This is a genomic window from Arachidicoccus ginsenosidivorans, from assembly GCF_007971385.1.
Classification (GTDB): Bacteria; Bacteroidota; Bacteroidia; order Chitinophagales; family Chitinophagaceae; genus Arachidicoccus; species Arachidicoccus ginsenosidivorans.
In genome coordinates this window covers 3483950-3503040 of record NZ_CP042434.1, presented here as the reverse complement: position 1 = coordinate 3503040, position 19091 = coordinate 3483950, and the positions used below count along the sequence as shown (strand labels likewise).

Annotated in this window: 17 protein-coding genes and 2 pseudogenes; 6 read left to right on the top strand and 13 right to left on the bottom strand. The window is 42.4% G+C overall.

Annotated features, from left to right (window positions below):
- Positions 1-47: 47 nt before the first annotated feature.
- Positions 48-566, top strand: a complete 519-nt coding sequence (locus FSB73_RS14085; protein ID WP_146783432.1) for a hypothetical protein — start codon at positions 48-50, stop codon at positions 564-566.
- Between the two features lie 185 nt (positions 567-751).
- Here FSB73_RS14085 and FSB73_RS14080 read toward each other — a convergent pair whose 3' ends face one another.
- From FSB73_RS14080 to FSB73_RS14025, 12 genes and pseudogenes are all read right to left on the bottom strand, one after another.
- Positions 752-973 carry a hypothetical protein gene (locus FSB73_RS14080; protein WP_146783429.1) on the bottom strand — a complete coding sequence of 74 codons (222 nt, stop codon included), beginning with the start codon at positions 971-973 and terminating at the stop codon, positions 752-754.
- A gap of 21 nt (positions 974-994) precedes the next feature.
- The gene (locus FSB73_RS14075) at positions 995-2674 is read right to left on the bottom strand and encodes a sodium:solute symporter family protein (RefSeq protein ID WP_146783426.1); all 1680 of its coding nucleotides are present in this window, start codon (positions 2672-2674) and stop codon (positions 995-997) included.
- 149 nt (positions 2675-2823) lie between these two features.
- The gene (locus FSB73_RS14070) at positions 2824-4008 is read right to left on the bottom strand and encodes a galactokinase (protein WP_146783424.1); all 1185 of its coding nucleotides are present in this window, start codon (positions 4006-4008) and stop codon (positions 2824-2826) included.
- Positions 4009-4017: 9 nt separating this feature from the next.
- Positions 4018-5055, bottom strand: coding sequence for a LacI family DNA-binding transcriptional regulator (locus FSB73_RS14065; RefSeq protein WP_146783422.1), 1038 nt, complete (start codon positions 5053-5055; stop codon positions 4018-4020).
- Positions 5056-5557: 502 nt separating this feature from the next.
- Positions 5558-6004 (bottom strand): hypothetical protein, encoded by a 447-nt coding sequence (locus FSB73_RS14060; protein ID WP_146783420.1) that lies wholly within the window; start codon positions 6002-6004, stop codon positions 5558-5560.
- 23 nt (positions 6005-6027) lie between these two features.
- Entirely contained in the window at positions 6028-6342 is a 315-nt protein-coding gene (locus FSB73_RS14055) for an iron-sulfur cluster assembly protein (RefSeq protein WP_146783418.1), read from the bottom strand.
- A gap of 29 nt (positions 6343-6371) precedes the next feature.
- Positions 6372-6818, bottom strand: coding sequence for a SufE family protein (locus FSB73_RS14050; protein WP_146783417.1), 447 nt, complete (start codon positions 6816-6818; stop codon positions 6372-6374).
- 84 nt (positions 6819-6902) lie between these two features.
- Positions 6903-8137: pseudogene (locus FSB73_RS14045) on the bottom strand (aminotransferase class V-fold PLP-dependent enzyme).
- A 142-nt stretch (positions 8138-8279) separates the two neighbouring features.
- Complete coding sequence (sufD, locus tag FSB73_RS14040; RefSeq protein ID WP_146783416.1) at positions 8280-9635, bottom strand: Fe-S cluster assembly protein SufD; 1356 nt, start codon at positions 9633-9635, stop codon at positions 8280-8282.
- A 164-nt stretch (positions 9636-9799) separates the two neighbouring features.
- Positions 9800-10549, bottom strand: coding sequence for a Fe-S cluster assembly ATPase SufC (gene sufC, locus FSB73_RS14035; protein ID WP_146783415.1), 750 nt, complete (start codon positions 10547-10549; stop codon positions 9800-9802).
- Between the two features lie 112 nt (positions 10550-10661).
- A complete protein-coding gene (gene sufB / locus FSB73_RS14030; protein ID WP_146783412.1) occupies positions 10662-12146 on the bottom strand; it encodes a Fe-S cluster assembly protein SufB in 1485 nt (494 codons plus the stop codon).
- 68 nt (positions 12147-12214) lie between these two features.
- A complete protein-coding gene (locus FSB73_RS14025; protein ID WP_146783407.1) occupies positions 12215-12541 on the bottom strand; it encodes a HesB/IscA family protein in 327 nt (108 codons plus the stop codon).
- A gap of 358 nt (positions 12542-12899) precedes the next feature.
- Here FSB73_RS14025 and FSB73_RS14020 point away from each other — a divergent pair, with 358 nt between their 5' ends.
- The 3 genes from FSB73_RS14020 to FSB73_RS14010 all read left to right on the top strand — a co-directional run bounded on the left by FSB73_RS14020 (position 12900) and on the right by FSB73_RS14010 (position 15660).
- Positions 12900-13595, top strand: coding sequence for a hypothetical protein (locus FSB73_RS14020; RefSeq protein ID WP_146783402.1), 696 nt, complete (start codon positions 12900-12902; stop codon positions 13593-13595).
- Positions 13596-13844: 249 nt separating this feature from the next.
- Positions 13845-15023, top strand: a complete 1179-nt coding sequence (locus tag FSB73_RS14015; RefSeq protein WP_146783399.1) for an AIR synthase related protein — start codon at positions 13845-13847, stop codon at positions 15021-15023.
- 73 nt (positions 15024-15096) lie between these two features.
- Positions 15097-15660: a dihydrofolate reductase family protein gene (locus FSB73_RS14010; RefSeq protein ID WP_146783396.1), complete on the top strand. Its 564-nt coding sequence runs from the start codon at positions 15097-15099 to the stop codon at positions 15658-15660.
- Between the two features lie 160 nt (positions 15661-15820).
- On the opposite strand, the gene FSB73_RS14005 is transcribed toward FSB73_RS14010, so the two are convergent.
- Positions 15821-18286, bottom strand: a complete 2466-nt coding sequence (locus tag FSB73_RS14005) for a BamA/TamA family outer membrane protein (protein ID WP_146783393.1) — start codon at positions 18284-18286, stop codon at positions 15821-15823.
- Here FSB73_RS14005 and FSB73_RS27655 point away from each other — a divergent pair.
- Both FSB73_RS27655 and FSB73_RS14000 read left to right on the top strand, forming a co-directional pair.
- Positions 18264-18455 (top strand): annotated as a pseudogene (locus tag FSB73_RS27655) (TrmH family RNA methyltransferase); the annotation flags it as partial. The gene FSB73_RS14005 and the pseudogene FSB73_RS27655 overlap by 23 nt on opposite strands.
- Positions 18456-18592: 137 nt before the next feature.
- Positions 18593-19033, top strand: coding sequence for an RNA methyltransferase (locus FSB73_RS14000; RefSeq protein ID WP_146783390.1), 441 nt, complete (start codon positions 18593-18595; stop codon positions 19031-19033).
- The last annotated feature ends 58 nt before the right edge of the window (positions 19034-19091 follow it).

The following is a 19091-nucleotide window of genomic DNA, read 5'->3' as shown; positions in this document are numbered from 1 at the left end:
TAACGTATTTTTTTAAACAAGTACATTAACCATTAAATAACACATTTATGAAAAGGACTTTATTTTCCATAGCGGCCATATTATGTGCCAGCCTGGTATTCGTTAGCTGTAGTAAAAATGATGACACACCTTATGTGGATGCACAGGCATTGACAACGGTATTTGAAGTACACAATTCCGATTGGAAGGCAACTACAGATGGCATTGGTTACACTGTTAAATATGATGAACCAGAAATAACTGCCTCTATTAATGATAAAGGTGCTGTCTGGATATATTACTCATTTGATGATGGTAATACCTTTGAATTAGCCCCTAGTTTAAGCAGATCTGATGCAAGTGGCAATATTTTTGATTTCTTAGCAGAATCAGGTATTGATAATGTTGGTGGCTTTGTCACTTTAACCGCTTTAAGTTATGCCAACAATACCAACAAAGGACCAAATTACAGTGGCCCTAATCTGGTAGTCAAGGTAGTCTCCATCCCAAGTTCTTTATATAATGCACATAAAAACGTTAATAAAGAAGATTATAACGAAGTGAAAAGGGTTTTCAAACTGCAGTAACCAAGTAATTAGCCGGGACAGCAAACCCCCTTCGTTCGCTATTGCAGCAAAATATAGAGGAAATAAAAAGGGTCCGCCGCGGCGGACCCTTTTTATTAATATACTATACTAAATTTACATCAAATGTTCTTGTACTCATTTTGGACAATGTCTATTTCTCCATAATGAAAACAAGACCCTTAAGATCACTCAACCTTTGAGGCAGCTGCTTTTGCTGCTTTAGCTTTTTTCTTGCCATTTCTGGAGAGTAAATACATGACCCCACCAAATATAAGGAAAGTAATTCCGGTAATCAGGTTGATTTCATGGCCATTTTCGGTGGTAAATGAAGCGATCAAGAGCAGTACGCTTATGATCATAAAGAACCAACCGATAACGGAGCGCAGATCCATACTGTTATTTTCCATAATTCATCAGATTTAATCAGTTTAATAGAAGATGATATTAAAAGCAATGGTGACAATAACCACTAGTGACCCTACAATAACAGGGTTTTTATACCATACGTAATGTCCTGTTTTTTGTCTTTCTGTGAGTGAATATACCAGACCAACTAGTTCAGACTCTTTGCGTCTTTGTGTAAACAGGCTGATTAGCCAGGTCACTAAAAAGCAAACGATAAAGGCAACCGAGGCAATATTAAAGTTCTGCCCCATGGAAGAACCATATTCATATAGCGGTTGACTTCCCAGTAAATGAGAGAGCCAGCCACCTTTTCCTTCTGCCACTGTCAATCCATGGGTCGCCGCGGCGGCCAGCGTGCCACTGATCAGCCCATAGAAAGCACCATTGGCAGTTGCTTTTTTCCAGAACATGCCTAAAAAGAAAGTTGCAAATAAAGGCGCATTGATAAAGCCAAAAACCAATTGTAAAAAGTCCATGATATTATCAAAGCTCCTGGCCAGATAGGCGGTGGCAACGGAGGCAGCAATACCAAAGACCGTAACTGCTTTCCCTACATTCAGATAATGTTGATCGGATGCTCCCTTCTTGATATAAGACTGATAAATATCAAAGGTAAACACCGTATTAAAGGCAGTGACATTGCCTGCCATTCCACTCATAAATGAAGCGATCAAGGCCGTCAGCCCTACACCTAATAAACCATTGGGATAAAAATGTTGTAATAAGGAAGGGAGCGTCATATTATAATCATACCCACCTCCTTTTGCCAGTGGAATTGTATAGCTGGGGTCGGTTTTCATCAGCACCAGCGCAATGATTCCTGGCAAAATCACAATGATCGGCATAAAGATCTTGGGGATGGAAGCATAGATGGGTGTCATCTGTGCATCATTGATATTTTTAGTAACCATGGCTCTTTGTACCACCAAAAAGTCCGTACACCAATAGCCAAATGCCAATACAAAGCCTAACCCAAAGACCAGACTTCCCCAGTTGGTCCCCAGCGGATTGGTAGAAGCGCTACCCATACCCTTCCAGACATGGAGTAAGTTCGTGCCCTCCAGGTTGTGTTTTATGCCTTCCCAGCCCCCTACATGGTGCAGGCCTAAATAAACCAGCGGCGCTATACCCAATACAATCAGGAAGAATTGCAGTACTTCATTATAGACCGCGGAGGTAAGTCCCCCTAAATAGGTATAGGCTAAAACGATAATAGAAGCAACAACAATGGAAGAGCTAAAACTCCAACCTAGCATCGCCTCTAGTAATATAGCAAGTGCATACAAAGAAATACCAGAGGAAAAAATGGTCATGATCGCAAAGGTGATGGCATTAAAGCCCCTTGTCTTTTCATCATAACGCAAGGCCAGATACTCCGGGACACTTCTGGCCTTACTGCCGTAATAAAAGGGCATCATAAATATCCCCAAAAATACCATGGCAATGGCGGCCCCCAACCAATAGAAGTGGGTGGTGAAAAGACCATATTTGGCGCCTGAGGCAGCCATTCCTAACACTTCCTGCGCACCTAAATTGGCCGAAATAAAGGCCAGTGATGCCACCCACATTGGAATAGAGCGACCACTCATCAGAAAGTCGTTGGATGTTTTCATTTTTCGCTTCAACACATAACCAATGCCAAGCACAAAAATAAAATAGGTAAAAATGACCAAACCATCGATCAGATTCAGATGTAACTTCATTTTTTTAGTTTGGGGTGCCACGATCTATACTCAATTTTATTGTAGCATAAAAACTTTTGATTTAATGCGTAGCACCTGCTTTTAGATTTTGATTGATAAAGAGTGAATGTTTTTACTTTAATTATTATAAAGCTGTATACAAATTCATTTTACGAATGGACAACAGCTCCCTCTGTTTCGTGGACAATGCCAACGCCTGCTTCTGTCTGTGCTACATATACCTTTGGTTTTTTGCCGGTATGTGCTTCATATTTAGCACTGACTTCACTGATCAGATCTTGAATGGCTTCTTTTTTTACCAGATTTATCGTACAACCGCCAAAACCGCCACCCATCATCCGGGCACCTAATACGCCTGGCTGGTCCTTAACGCAGTCTATCAGAAAGTCCAGTTCAGGACAACTGACCTCATAATTTTTGCTCAGTCCTGTATGCGTCTCATACATTTTCTGACCAAAAGCAGCGACATCTCCCCTTTTCAGGTCTTCACAGCCTTCCAGCAGTCGTCTGTTTTCCTGCACCACATAACGGCATCTACGGTATACCACCGGATCCTGGTCTTTGACCAGCTCATCAAGCATATCCTGAGTGGCATCTCTAAGTGTTTTTACCTGTGGGTATTTTTCCCTGATCAGCTTTACGCCTTGTTCACACTGCTGTCTACGTGTATTATATTCGGAGGAGGCCAGTGAATGGCTGACGCAGCTATCAAACAGCACGATGTCAATACCCTCCATTTCTATTGGATTATACGTATAATCCAGTGAGCGGCAATCCAGTTGTATCACAAAGTTCTTTTTGCCCATCATGGAAGCGAACTGATCCATGATTCCACATTTAACACCGACAAATTCATTTTCGGCTGCCTGTGCCATTTTTACCATCTGGACCCTTTCCAGCCCAAGCGCAAAGAGTTCATTTAATCCGAATGCCACACCACATTCCAGTGCTGCAGAGGAAGAAAGTCCCGCTCCCAGCGGTATATCTCCTGAAAACACCAGATTAAAGCCGCCCACCTTAAGACCTGCTTTTTGCAGTTGCTGCACAACGCCCAAAATGTACAGTGTCCAATGCTGATCATTTTGCTCAAGCACCTGCACCCTTCCGGTGAAAGATTCATCCAGATCAATGGAGACCAGATGAATCTGATCATCTTGTCTTTTGGACAGCCCTATGTAAATGGCCTTATTGATGGCCGCGGGCAAAACAAACCCGTCATTATAATCGGTATGTTCGCCTATCAAATTGACTCTTCCAGGCGCCCTGATAATGAGTGGTTTTTCCTGGAACGTTTGTTCAAATTTTTGTTTTATTTTGTTGATAATGAGATGCATTTGTTTGACTTATATGCTTTGATAATTGGATAATTTTTGAGAGGATTCCCTCGTGCAAAGCACGGGGTTTAAGATGATGCTCTTGCAGGCTGGTTGGCCTTTTTTGGCATCGATAATGGAGAGTAAAAGGCTCATGGCCTCTTTACCCATCATAATGGTTTGCTGATCCACAGAGGACAGACTAGGTGTTATATGTTCGGCAAATAATTCATTGGCGAACCCGAATACGCCAAATGCTTCCGGTACAGATATTTTTCTGCTTTTGAGCTCCTTCATGGCACCCAAAGCAGAGTAATCCTCTACTGCAAAGACGGCATCTGGACTTTCTTTTTGTTTTAAGAAATAAGCGATGGCCTCTTTACCGGCCTCAATGGAGACATCTCCATCAAAAATCCATTGCTTTTTAAAAGGGAGCTTATGTTTTTTGAGCGCCGCTTTGTACCCGTTAAAACGGTCACTGAATGCCTTGATATGTTGTTGTCCACCAATATGGGCGATCTTTTGATACCCTTGCGCTATTAAATGTTCTGTAGCCAGAAAAGCACCATTAAAGTCATCAATGACAACGGAGGAGATATTTAAACCTTCTTTTGCCCGGTCAAAAAAGACCAGCGGCATACCAATATCTCTGGCTGCTGTAAAATGACCATAATCCCTGGTTTCTTTGGCAATGGAAACTAATACACCATCCACATGAGCAGATAAAAGCGCCTCCAGTCCCTCCATTTCTGATTTATATCCTTCGTTGGTCTGGAATAGCAAGATCCTATAGCCATTTTCATTGGCTACACTTTCTATTCCATGGACAACGGAACCAAAAAAGTTAATATCTGCGCTGGGTATCAGCACCCCAATGGTGTAAGACTTCCCTAACCGAAGGGAGGAAGCAATCTGATTTCTTTTGTAGTGCAGTTTATCAGCCAGGGCGTGCACCTTCTTTTTCATGGCATCACTGATGGCCGGATGGTTATTTAACGCACGCGATACTGTGCCCGGGGTTGTCCCCAGGGTTTCTGCCAAATCGGTAATTGTTATTTTTTTATTCACCTATGCAAACGTTTACGTTGGCTAAGATAAAGGAGAATTATTAAATAAATTAAGAAATTACCGTAAAATATTTATTTTTCTATTAAAAACAGCCTAAAATCCCCAATTATTAGAGGGAAAGACTGGAGAAAAATACAAAAATTGTTAATTTACCCTAGAAATGGATGGATTTAATAATATAAAAGCCATCCCATAAGTACAACCATAAATATAATATTCATAAATAACACAATATGTTATTTATGCAAAAACGAGCACCTCCCGCTCACTGCAAAGCAGGACTTTACAATAATGGCCCGCAGTTTTTTTTTGCATCCTCTTGAATGGCCAATAACTTTTCCTTGCTGACTATGCTATTTTTATCAGATCGCAACTGCTTCAAAAAGTTACTTGCATCTTTACCCCCTAGAACAGGAGAGGCTTTGATGGGCCTTTGGACATAACAAAAGATGGAGACTAAAAACTAGATTTTTACTTTATTGACTGGTCTTGATGCCCTTTTTTATTTATACCGTGGCTTTCGGGTCTTGGGCTTTTTTTCATAATTACGCAGTTCTTCCATGGCTTCTTCCGCCGGCGCATGCACAATAGATTTAGCAGCCTGGAAAAGCACAAAATAGCCTATAATGCAAAAAAGCAGTTCCTTCCAGGTGATCCAATAGCCCCACCAACTGTAAACTGCGCCTTTTGTGGGATCGGCATTTTCATAAATCACCTCCACTTTATCTCCCTCATTAAAAGACCGGAATAAATAACCGGCCGGTACGCTGTAACCAGTCTGGCCATTTAGTGTAAACAGCGCAAAAGGTTTTTGTTTATGTGTGCTACTATCCAACCTAAAATGAATAACAGCCGGCGTTTTCAGACCGTCAAAAAAGTCCGGTCGGCGGCTAAATGGGACGTATAACCCAAATACAACGATAAATATGAAAAAAAGCGCCTTATTCAAGTGCGTTCAGGTTAATAGGTGAATTACATAAATCCCAGTTCCAGTTTTGCCTCATCGCTCATCATGTCCTTATCCCAGGCCGGGTCAAAGGTCAGTTGAATATGGGCTTCTTTTACGCCCTGGATATCCTGCACCTTTTGCTGCACTTCATTGACGATATCGCCTGCAACCGGGCAATTGGGCGCCGTAAGGGTCATGGTGATAAAGACCACGTTATCTTCTTTCACTTCTATTTTATAGACCAGGCCGAGTTCCATGATATTGCAAGGAATTTCCGGGTCATATACGGTGCGAAGTGTATCTTCTATCAGGTCTCTAAGGGTAATTTCGTTTGACATAACCGTTCTTTTTTTTCAGTTGATGATTATTAATGCTGCAAGGTGTTAAAGGCAATCGCATAATGCTTGATCTGCTTTAACATGGAGAGTAATCCATTGGATCTGGTGGGTGACAGATGGCTTTTAAGTCCGATATCATCCACAAAATGCAAATCGCTGGCAATGATTTCCTTGGGACTATGTCCAGATAGGACCCGTACAACCAGGGCCACCAAACCTTTTGTGATCAATGCATCGCTGTCCGCCGAAAAGAAGAGCTTACCTTCTTTAAAATCGGCATGCAGCCAGACTTGTGACTGACAACCTTTGATCAGGTTCTCTGGTACCTTGTACTGTTGATCAATCTCAGGCAGTTCTTTGCCCATCTGAATGATCATTTCATATTTATCCATCCAGTCGGTTAGGAATTCAAATTCATCTATAATCTCCTGTTGCGACTGCTCTATTGTTTTATGTACTGTATTTTCTGTTCCCATTTGTAACGACTGTCCTATTTTTTTATTCCTGCTTTGTATTTGAACTTTCTACTTGTTTTCAAAAAACGCTGCCTGTATTTAAATTTATAATAAGATTTTGGCTGCCCGCTCGAGTCCGCCTACCAAGGCGTCAATCTCTGCCTCAGTATTGTAAAATGCGAAGGAAGCCCTTGTTGTACCGGGTATTCCAAAAATATCCATGACTGGCTGACAACAGTGATGACCTGTTCTGACCGCAATACCTTGTTTGTCCAGTAATTCTCCTGTATCAAAAGGATGCGCCGTGCCGAGCAAAAAGGAAATAACTCCGGCTCTTTGTTTCGCCTGTCCGACGATACGCAGATTGGGGATCTTTTGCAAGGCTTCCATGGCATAATCCATCAGGGCTGCTTCTGTCGCCTGGATTCGCTCAATGCCGATGGCGTTTACATATTTAAGTGCAGCTGCAAGACCAATCGCCCCTGCAATATCTGGTGTACCTGCCTCAAACTTAAAAGGCAACTCATTATAAACCGTTTTTTCCAACGTAACGGTCTTTATCATGTCGCCACCGCCCTGATAGGGAGGTAACTTATCCAGCCACTGCTGTTTGCCATACAGAATACCAATACCGGTAGGGCCATAGATCTTGTGACCGGAGAAAACCATAAAGTCTACATCCAGCTCTCTGACTGATACATTCATGTGTTGTACCGCTTGTGCCCCGTCCAGTAAAACAGGAATATTTTTTCATGTGCGGCAGCGATGATTTTTTTTACCGGATTGATCGTTGCCAGTGAATTAGATACGTAAGTCAAGGCCAGGATCCGGACGCTGTCATCTAAGAGGCTATCTAGTTTATCCAGTTCCAGTTCACCATAGGTGTTAAATGGAATAACTTTCAGTGTGGCTCCTTTTTCTTCACAGATCATCTGCCAGGGAACAATATTAGAGTGGTGTTCCATAGCGGTAATCACTACGCTGTCTCCCGGTTTAAGCATCGCTTTGCCAAAACAACTGGCTACAAGGTTAATCCCGTCTGTTGTTCCTTTGGTAAAAATCACTTCTTTATCCTCACCGGCATCGATATAATCAGCAACTGTTTTTCTGGCTGCTTCATAAGCATCGGTAGCCACCTGACTTAAATGATGCACCCCTCTATGGACATTGGAATTATACTGTTTATAATAGGTATCAAGCGTTTCCAGTACCTGATTGGGTTTTTGCGTCGTGGCAGCATTATCCAGATATACCAGAGGATGGCCATAAACTTTTTGCGCCAGCAGTGGAAAATCACGGCGAAGTTCTTTTATTTCTAAGGAGGTTAATATCGTAGACATCTATCTTACTTATTCAAATAATGGATAAAATTGCGCAGTACAAAGGTAACATAAAATTACCTGCCTGCCTGTTACAAAAGAGCCGGGAAGACCATGCTCCCCGGCTCCTTCGTATAAACGGCCTTTCCTAAAAGAAAGGCGATTAAATTACGGCCTGAGCCTGAGCGATCGTTTTTTCAATCAACTGCTCAATATGATTACGTAAAGCCTCGTTTTCAATCTTGCTGGTCACATCAAATGCAAAAGCAGTGATCATCAGGCTGTGTGCCGTATCGGCACCAATACCGCGAGAGCGCAGATAAAACAGTGCTTCTTCATCAAACTGCCCAACGGTGCTGCCATGACTGCATTTAACATCATCCGCATAGATTTCTAATTGCGGCTTAGAATTGATCGTTCCATTCGGAGTGAACAGCAGGTTGTTATTCTGCTGGAAGGCATTGGTTTTCTGAGCCGGACGGTGTACATAAATTTTTCCGTTAAATACGCCTTTACCTCCGTCCAGGATAACGCCTTTATAGAGCTGGTTGCTCATACAGTTCGGATGACGATGATCTACCAGGGAGTGATTATCCACTACATGCTTATTTTCTACCATATACAACCCATACAAATGGGTTTCAGTACTTGGGCCATCCAGGATCACATTTAAGTTGTTACGTACCAGGTCTGCATGTGGCAGGGTTAAAGTATAGTTATCATAACGGCTATCTCTTAACTGCTCCACCTGCGTGTGCATAATCCAGCGTTCCTGTGCTTCTCCTACCTGAAAATGTGCATGTTTAAAATGCGCATTTTCCTGTACCTGAATCTCAGTTACCCCATTGACAAATAATAACTTATCGGACATTAACACGCTTGATTCAAGAACTTCTGCCAAGGCGCCTCGTCTGACTTTAATGATATTTCTGGGCTGTAAAAACAGATTCTCCTGATCGCTATATACATGAATGATTTGCAGGGGTTTATCCAGCTGGAAATCATTATTTAATTCCATGTAAAAACCATCACTGAAGCAAGCGGTATTAATTGCTGCAAAAGGATACTTTTCTATAGGTAGCGTGCTGTTTAATGCTGCTGCAAACGCTTCGGTTCCCTTTACCTCTGAAACAGGACGGATTAACCAGCCTTCCTGATAATCAGGTAACTGGCTAAAGCTAAAATCAATCTGGCCATTTACCAGCACCAGCCGGTAGGCATCCAGACCTTTTACCGTAGCCCTGACAATGGCCTTTTCAATGACATCACTTCCTGGCATGCCGCTAGGTTGCATCTGGTAGCTATCTTTCAAAAAAGGCACCAGATTGGTAAAACGCCACTCTTCATTTTTGATTGTAGGAATCCCTGCACACTGGAAGGCACCCAGGGCCGCTTCTCTTTTCTGAAGAAGTGCTTCGGGTTCATTCCCCTGATTTTTTGAATACGTCAATTCAAATTCTTTAATCAGACTATCTTTTAAAGATAAAGAATTGGAATTTTCGACTACTTGTTGAGACATACAATTTGAGTTATTATAGCGTAACAGGTATTCGTAATGAATAGCCTTTTCTTAAAATGGGTTCCTATTACCGCCCCTGTTACTAAACACCGGTATTCTGTACTTTTTGTGTGCAGTATAAGTATAACTGCTTTAAAACTCAGAATCCGGCTGACATATAAAAATTACTTATTTTCTTCCTTGATCCAGTCATATCCTTTTTCTTCCAGTTCCAGGGCCAGATCCTTACCGCCTGATTTTACGATGCGGCCATTATATAGCACATGCACAAAATCAGGAACGATGTATTCCAGCAAACGCTGGTAGTGCGTAATGAGAATAAACGCATTGTCTTTTGAACGAAGCTTGTTCACTCCATTTGATACGATACGCAGGGCATCAATATCCAGTCCGGAGTCGGTTTCATCCAAAATAGCCAGTTTAGGTTCCAGCATGGCTAGTTGCAGGATCTCATTGCGTTTTTTCTCTCCACCGGAGAACCCTTCATTTAGGGAACGATTGACCAGTTTGGCATCAAATTCCACTAGTTTTTGTTTCTCCTTGGTGAGCTGCAAAAAGCGCTTGGCATCCAAAGGCGCTTTGCCATGATAAGAACGAATTTCATTAAGGGCCGTTTTCAAAAAGTTGATATTAGAAACGCCCGGGATTTCTACCGGGTATTGAAAGGCCAAAAACAGACCTTCACGCGCTCTGTCTTCAGGAGCCAGATCCAACAGGTCCTTGCCATCCATAGTGACGGTACCTTCAGTAACTTCGTAGTTTTCACGACCTGCAAGTACAGAGGCCAGCGAACTCTTTCCTGAACCGTTGGGTCCCATAATGGCGTGTACCTCACCGGCACCGACTTCCAGGTTAATCCCTTTTAATATTTGTTTATCTTCTACTGATGCGTATAAATTTTTAATGCTTAACATTAGATGATTCTACTGTGTTTAATGATTCTTTGAAATTATAATAAAGTGCTGGCTGTATTGAGTGCTATATCTATCTGTCTGCTACAGATTTTTATCCTGATCAGCATCATCATTAACCGACACTGCCTTCCAGGGTCAGACTCAAAAGTTTTTGTGCCTCAACCGCGAACTCCATGGGTAATTGATTGAGTACTTCCCTTGCGTATCCATTGACAATAAGTGCCACCGCCTGTTCCGTATCAATGCCACGTTGATTCAGGTAGAAGATCTGGTCCTCGCCGATTTTAGAGGTAGTGGCCTCGTGTTCGATGGTAGCCGTATTGTTCTTGGATTCAATATAAGGGAAAGTATGTGCACCGCAGAGATCACCGATAAGTAAGGAGTCGCACTGCGTAAAATTACGGGCATTATCTGCTTTTGAACCAACCTGTACCAATCCCCGATAACTATTCTGACCAAAACCGGCAGAAATCCCCTTAGAGATAATACGGCTCCGTGTATTTTTACCCAGATGATAGATTTTGGTTCCGGTATCGGCAATTTGTTTGTTTTTGGTCACCGCAACAGAGTAAAATTCTCCGACAGAATTATCGCCCTGCAAAATCACACTGGGATACTTCCAGGTGATGGCAGAACCTGTTTCCACCTGTGTCCAGGAGATTTTAGAGTTCTTTCCCCTGCAGGCACCTCTTTTGGTGACAAAATTATAAATACCTCCTTTGCCGTCTTTATCACCGGGGAACCAGTTTTGTACGGTGGAGTATTTAATTTCTGCATTATCCATGGCAATCAGTTCAACGATTGCTGCATGGAGCTGATTTTCATCTCTTTTTGGTGCGGTACACCCTTCCAGATAGCTGACATAAGCGCCTTCATCTGCGACAATCAAGGTTCTTTCAAACTGTCCGGTGTTTTCAGTATTAATCCTGAAATAAGTGGACAGTTCCATAGGGCACCGAACGCCTTTTGGTATATAGACAAAAGAGCCATCTGAAAATGCAGCCGTATTCAGCGAAGCAAATTTATTATCAGAATAAGGAACCACCGTACCCAAATATTTACGGACCAGTTCGGGATGTTCCTGCACGGCTTCACTAATGGAGCAAAAAATGATGCCCAATTTTGCTAGTTCGGCCTTAAATGTGGTGGCTACGGAGACGCTATCAAAAACGGCATCTACTGCGACCTGTGGTTTTTCGCCTTCCAACTCTTCCACACCTGCCAGGATTTTTTGCTCATTGAGCGGAATACCCAGCTTGGCAAAAGTGGCCAGCAGTTCAGGGTCCACCTCATCCATACTACCTAGTTTCTTTTTGTTTTTAGGTGCTGCATAGTAAGATATATCCTGAAAATTGATAGCGGGCATTTCAAAATTCTGCCAGTCAGGCATCGCCTGACGTTCAAAAGTATGTAGTCCCTTCAGGCGCCATTCAAGCAACCACTCGGGTTCATTTTTTTTCTGGGAAATAAAACGAATAACATCCTCATTTAAACCAGCAGGCAAAATATCCATCTCAATATCGGTGGAAAAACCAAATTCATATTCCTGGTTGGATATCTGTTCTAATATATCCTCGTCCTTTTCTTTATTTGCCATCTCGAAAATAAAATTTAAATAGTTTGATACACTTAACGCAGTCGTTATACAGTACTTATCCTGCGAAACTAAACTGCGAAACTTTCCCCGCAACTGCAGGTTCTGGTAGCGTTCGGATTATTGAAAAACAACCCTTTGCCATTCAGGCCACCGGAATAATCCAATTCAGTTCCGAATAGATAAAGCAGGCTTTTTCTATCCACCAGAACGGTCACGCCCTTATCCTCAAATACTTGGTCATCCGGTCTCTTTTCACTGTCAAACTCCAATTGATATTCCAGACCGGAACAACCACCACCACGTACACCTACACGGACATATTTGCCTTTATTATCAGGCTGTTCGCCCTGCAATTTATCAATATAGGCTTTTGCTGCATCTGAAACGGTAATCATTGTTCCTCCTTTTTTGAGCGGGTCTTTTCAGATTCCTGCCTGTTCTTTGTTTCGATGTGCAAAGTTACAAAGAGAAATTGATTATTCGAGTAAATGAATGTATTAATTTGGTAAAGTTTGGGGGGATTATAAATCAGATAAAAAGGTCTTTTATTCTATTTATTTAACAATATATTATCAATATTTACCCTTCCATTACAATTGCGTATATTTAATTATATATTTATTTATTTTGACAAAATTTAACTGATTTTCAATATTTTCTATCATTATCACATTTTTAACAAAGCAGCTTTTAGTTCGGCATGGTATCTGAACAAGTAGGTTTGGATTATTAACCTATAAAAAACACTTAGTTATGAAATTCAATCATCTTAGTATGGCGGCGGCTGCATTGCTGCTGGCCACTGCAACCTACGCACAGGACACGATTCCAGGCAAAGACACCTTACCCGCACAGGACACCATTACCCTTCCAAAGGACACAGTTAGTGTTCCTCCGACAGATTCAATGCAGGCAACTGCCATGGTTCTATTTGCTGACACCACAGACCCTGGCAAAGACACGACTACTATACCGGAGGATACTACTAAATCTGCCCTTGCAATGCTTCGTACAAGTGCTGTTAGCTTCTACCAGGATACCACAACAGATCCTAAGGATACCACCACAATTCCAACGGATACGACCAGCAAAGATACCAGCTCCAGCAGCCTGGCCCTGGCTTTGGTACAACCTTATCAGGGTTTAAATGCCGCCTTTTATCAGGATACAACAACGGATCCCAAAAAAGACACGACTACGCAGCCCACAAAGGATACCAGTAGTACATCTTTGGCATTAGCAGTTTATAACCAGCAGGATTTCAACGTATTACAGGATACAACTACCTTACCCAAAAGGGATACGACGGATAAACCCGCCAAGGACTCCGTACCGACAACAGATTCTACCACCACTTCCGTAGCCGTTATCAGTACGCCAGTTAGTGGGACTTCAGTAGCTAATCCGGTAGCGGCGCTGCTTCCTGCAAAAAATGAATCATTGACCTAAGGCCGATGACCTATAGTAAACCTAAAGTAAAGTGATTTAAGTAATTTAAAGAAGTTTGCTTTCAATGGGGGGATAGCTTCAATATATTTCAATTCTGTAAATATATTGACTGTCTCCCTTCTTTTTGGCATTTACACGACGTCCTATACAGAATTGGCTTTTTATAAATAACCACAGTCATCAGTAATCTTGTAAAAAGTCCTTGCTTAAACTTCCAAGTCAGCACAAATACGATTACTTTTGCAGCCTATGAGTCTTTATACCCAGCGCGGCGTATCTGCCCAGAAAGAAGAAGTACACCAGGCCATCCAGGATTTGGATCAAGGCCTGTTTCCCAATGCTTTTTGCAAAATGTATCCCGATTACCTTGGTGGTGATGACCAGTATATCAATATTATGCATGCGGATGGCGCAGGCACTAAGAGTATCCTGGCTTACCTGTATTGGAAGGAAACCGGAGATCTGAGCGTCTGGGAAGGCATTTCCAAAGATGCCGTCGCGATGAATCTGGATGACCTGCTTTGTGTGGGTATTTATGATAATATCTTGTTTTCTTCTACCATCGACCGTAATAAGACGCTGATTCCAGGAGAAGTGCTCCAACACATCATCAAAGGCAATCAAGCCTTTTTTGATCAATTAAGGCAGTATGGTGTTAATATTCACTATTTAGGCGGTGAAACCGCTGATGTAGGGGATGTGGCCAGAACAATTGCCGTCAATGGTACCATGAGTGCCCGCTTGCCTAAATCAAAAGTGATCAGTAATGATAAAATCGCGGCAGGTCAGGTGATTGTAGGTTTTGGTTCTTCCGGTAAAGCTGTCTATGAAGATAGTTATAATAGCGGACTGGGCAGTAACGGACTGACCAGTGCCCGCCATGATGTGCTTAGTAAATATTACGCAGACAAATATCCGGAAACTTTTGAGCCTGCCCTTCCTAGTGAAGTAGTTTATATCGGCAATCAAAAGGTGACAGATCTGATTCAAATAGAAGGCTTTGGTGAGATCGCAGCCGGTAAACTCTTGCTCTCCCCTACCAGAACCTATGCGCCGCTAATGAAAAGACTATTGGAAAGTCATTTTGAGGATATCGCAGGTGCGATCCACTGCAGTGGTGGCGGACAAACCAAATGCATGAAGTATTTGCCTTGTAACCTTAAAATTGTCAAAGACAATCTCTTTAAGGTACCCCCTATTTTTGAATTAATCCGCCAGAACTCTGGAGCTGATGACCGGGAAATGTACCAGGTCTTCAATATGGGCCACCGCCTTGAAATCTTTACCAGTGAAACTGCGGCGGCTGCCATGATCCAGATCGCAGCTGATTTGGGAATTGAAGCCAAAATTGTAGGACACACAGAAGCGGCAGATCGTAAGAGCCTTCATTTAAAAGCACCCTCTGGCTGGGTGACTTATGATTATTAGTCCTATGGTGGTAGGCTCCCCAGACCTATTTGCTAATGCAGGCCAATATTTTTAAATAAGTAATTTGACTTAGATGAAAAAAGTCGTCTTAAATCTGTCTGTCACCCTGGATGGATTTATTGAAGGACCTAACAAAGAGACCGATTGGTGTATCATGGATAGGGAGATGGATTTTGGTGCTTTTTTGGACAGTGTAGATACCATTTTCTATGGCAGGGTAAGTTATGAGGCCTGGGGAAATTTTCAGCCAGATAGCACAGCAAGTACAGAGGACAAAGCACTTTGGAGAACTATTCACGCCAAGAACAAATATGTATTTTCGCAAAAGGACAAACCTAGCGAAAAAGATATTTTCATCACATCAGACATCGCCAAAAAAGTAGCCGCCATCAAACAGGGCGACGGAAAAGATATCTGGCTATATGGCGGAGCTGGACTTACAAATACTTTTATTCAGCTGGGCCTGATAGATGTATATAAAATATCTGTCCATCCGGTCATACTTGGTCAGGGAATGCCGCTTTTTGAGAATCTTCACAACAGGATCTCCCTTAAACTAACGGATACGCGCGTTTTTCACTCTGGGGTGGTTGAACTGACTTATGAACCACTAAATGAACCACTAAATCAGACTTAGGTCATCCGGTGTTTGAGTTAGCGCCTACAGCAACCATCACTTGGCTGCGTTAAATAAATTTAGATACAGAGATAGAGGTAGAGAATAGCGTGCAGTACCCCATTAAGTATATACCCCTCCTGGCGTTCCAATAAGCTATAATTAGCCCTAAACCACCCGATTAGAATGGCAAACCAATGCCGAGTTGGATACCATAGTTATTACGCACCAAGGGTTTATGGGTGATGGGGTTATTGGCCATCTGGTCTTCAAATTCATGATTGCGCCAGGTAAAATGTTTGATACTCATCCAGCCATCATTGGAAATCCTGGCAGGATCCTTAAGTTTTAAGCCAAAATCTACCCGGATAACCACAAAATTGAAGTCCATTCTAAGACCGGTGCCCATGGCAATGGCTATATCTTTACCCAACCGGCCAATGCTAAATTCTGCATCAGGCAGGCTTTCTTCCTTTCTGATATTCCAGATATTACCAATATCTGTAAAGACGGCGCCATTGAATTTAACCCCGCCAATAGAAAATAAAGGATATCTGTATTCCAGATTCAGTTCCAGTTGCATATCGCCATATCGGTCTCTGAAAGTACTTGAGGTATCACTTTGCAGGCTGGAGCCTAACCCTAACTGCCTTAACCCCCAGGCACGCATGCTGTTAGGACCACCGGCAATAAATTGCTTATAAAATGGCAACTCCCGGCCAAACTTATCTGCATTACCGCTATAATTAATCCCTACACCCGCAAATCCTCTTAGGGCCAATTGTGTCTTATCAAAGTCAAAATGCTTGATATATTCTCCTTCTACCCTAAAATAACGGTAAATTTCATCTTTTAAAGCTGGAATCAGACCAAATAAGGTACCGGACTCTTCTATGCCAAACCTGAAATAATTGTTTCCAGGGAACCTTTTATTGGGATAGGTAATATTATAATTGAGCTGTTGGCTGAGAACAGTACCCGTATTAAAGGCATTTTTCAGATAAGGATTGTATTTCATGGCCTGGGTCAGGCCTTCCATTACATCGAGTGAATAAAGCTCAAAATTGATGGGTCGGTACTGCCAGGAGGCGTTACCCTTTTTCCATTCGTATCCCCAGTTGGTCACAAAGGACCTGAATTGAAAATAATCTTTCCGGTCTGTATAGCTGCCATTGACAGAAACGACCGTTCGGATGGCATCCAGATTGCGGCTGCGGATATGCCAGGGCGTGATAAATCTTGGGAAGGAATAGGAATGCGAACCGGCAATCTGCAAGGTTTGCAGTAACCGGTTAGAATAGCTGCTGGATTTGGTCAGATTCAGTTCTACCCCTGTTCTTAAATTGGTCAGGGACTGAATGGCTCTTTTCCAGACATTTCTATTGCGGTGTGTCATGTTGAGCGCCAGTCCAAACATATTGGAGGAAGACACAAAATCACCTGTATTCCAGGAACCTTCCAGATCTACGGTTACATTTTGTTTGATGGCCGGCACCATGAAAAAGTTCATATCCACAGAATCTCCATGAAGGTAATTACGGTAATCCACCTGTTGCCAGGCACCAATGGCACTTAGATTATTGATCGTCTTATAAAAACCTGTATCACTGTAATAATCACCTTGCCGCATATAAAGGTGATTCAACATGGGTCTTGGAACAAACTTACCTTCTTTGTCATAAATAGAGATATGCCCCGTGCGCGTCTGATAAACGTGTGGAAACTGGCTTAATTGGTGTAAAAGTGAATCAGGAATTTCTGTACCGCCTGTTTCTGGAAAAAAATTAATATGCCCCACTCTGTAACGGATAAAATCATTAGTTCTGGAGCGCACAAGTGTGGTATCCTCTGGCGGTCGTTCTTTAATGAGCACCACGGCAGAAGGATTTTCTTTATTTCTGGCCGCAGCCTGGGCCATTTTAATGGCCTGTTCAAAAGGATCCAGGGTAAGTTTTAACAGGGCAGCATCCGTTGTATCGGTTTCTGCGATCAAATTGTTTCTGGAAATCCTGTAATAACCCAGGTTCCGGTAGTTTTTCACCAATCGGTCGAGTTCATCCGCTATATTTTGCTTGGTAAACTTTGTTTTATGTGGAACAATTGCCGTGGCGCCTCTTTTTTCCAGAGCAATCCGTTCAAGCGCCGTATCTTCCAAAGCATAACCTAAAGAATCGATGATCATGGCCTTATTAGGGTCAACATATATTGTGACCGTTACCCGTTTTTGGCCAGGTGCTGTCGTGCTATCCACCTGGACGCTGTCTTTGAAGCTGGCCTGATAATACCCCTCTGAGTTCATATAACTGTCCATAAACTGGATGGACTTACTGATACTGGCTGTATCAAATACTGGCGGTGAGACAATTTTATAGGCCACAAAATATTTTTGCACTTTGGGACTTCTTAGACTGTCCACCCAGAACTCCGCTAAATTAGTCTTAAGCAGTTTGGCCTCTTCTTTACTAATATTATCGCTTTTTAATTCTATTTTTGAATCGTAGACAAAAGGCTGCCCAACGGGCGGATTTTTTACCGTAACACAGGCACTCATCCCCATGATCAGCGCAGCCAACCAAAGTTGGATGGTCCGTTTGTAATGAGATGTAGGCTTAATTTGCATAAAGATGATCAGTAAAAATGAACTCAAATATATTCAAAGTTTATACCACAAAAAAACCAGGGACAAAGAAAAGCTATTTATTGTAGAAGGCCCTAAGATGGTGGCAGAACTTTTAACGAGTGGTTTTAAGACCAAAAAAGTCTGGACAACCAATGAAAACTGGCAGAAAAACTATCCTGATGCCCCTATTGAAATGATTACTGCCGAAGAGTTGCAAAGGGCCAGTCATCTGAAAACAGCCCATGAAATAATAGCCTTGGCCCAGATGGCCCAAAAAGAAGTGGCTGGAAAGGTAAATACCCCCACGCCCCCTCCCCTGTTGGCAAACTTACGTTGGCACTGGATGGGATCCGGGATCCGGGCAATATGGGCACCCTTATTCGGATTGCCGACTGGTTCGGTGTTGATCAGCTCATTGTCTCTGAAGATTCTGCGGACATTTTTAATCCAAAAGTCGTCCAGGCAACCATGGGCAGTATTTTCAGGACAAACGTGTACTATAAAGACCTTACCCGTTATTTGGCGGAAAGTAAAGTGCCGGTATATGGTGCACTGCTCAATGGGATGCCGTTAGGCAGCTTCCCCATTCCGGTCCCCATGACGGAAGGCATCATTTTAATAGGCAATGAATCCATAGGTATCAGTCCAGCGCTATTGCCTTTTATCACGCAGGCTGTCAAAATACCCCAGTTTGGTCAGGCGGAATCCCTAAATGCAGCTGTGGCAGCTGCTGTTTTGCTGGGACATTTAAAAATACCGTCCTACAGGCAATAGTCGAAAACCCTTATAAGCTATTGTAGTACAAACCTTTAAAACAATATAGCACTTTATA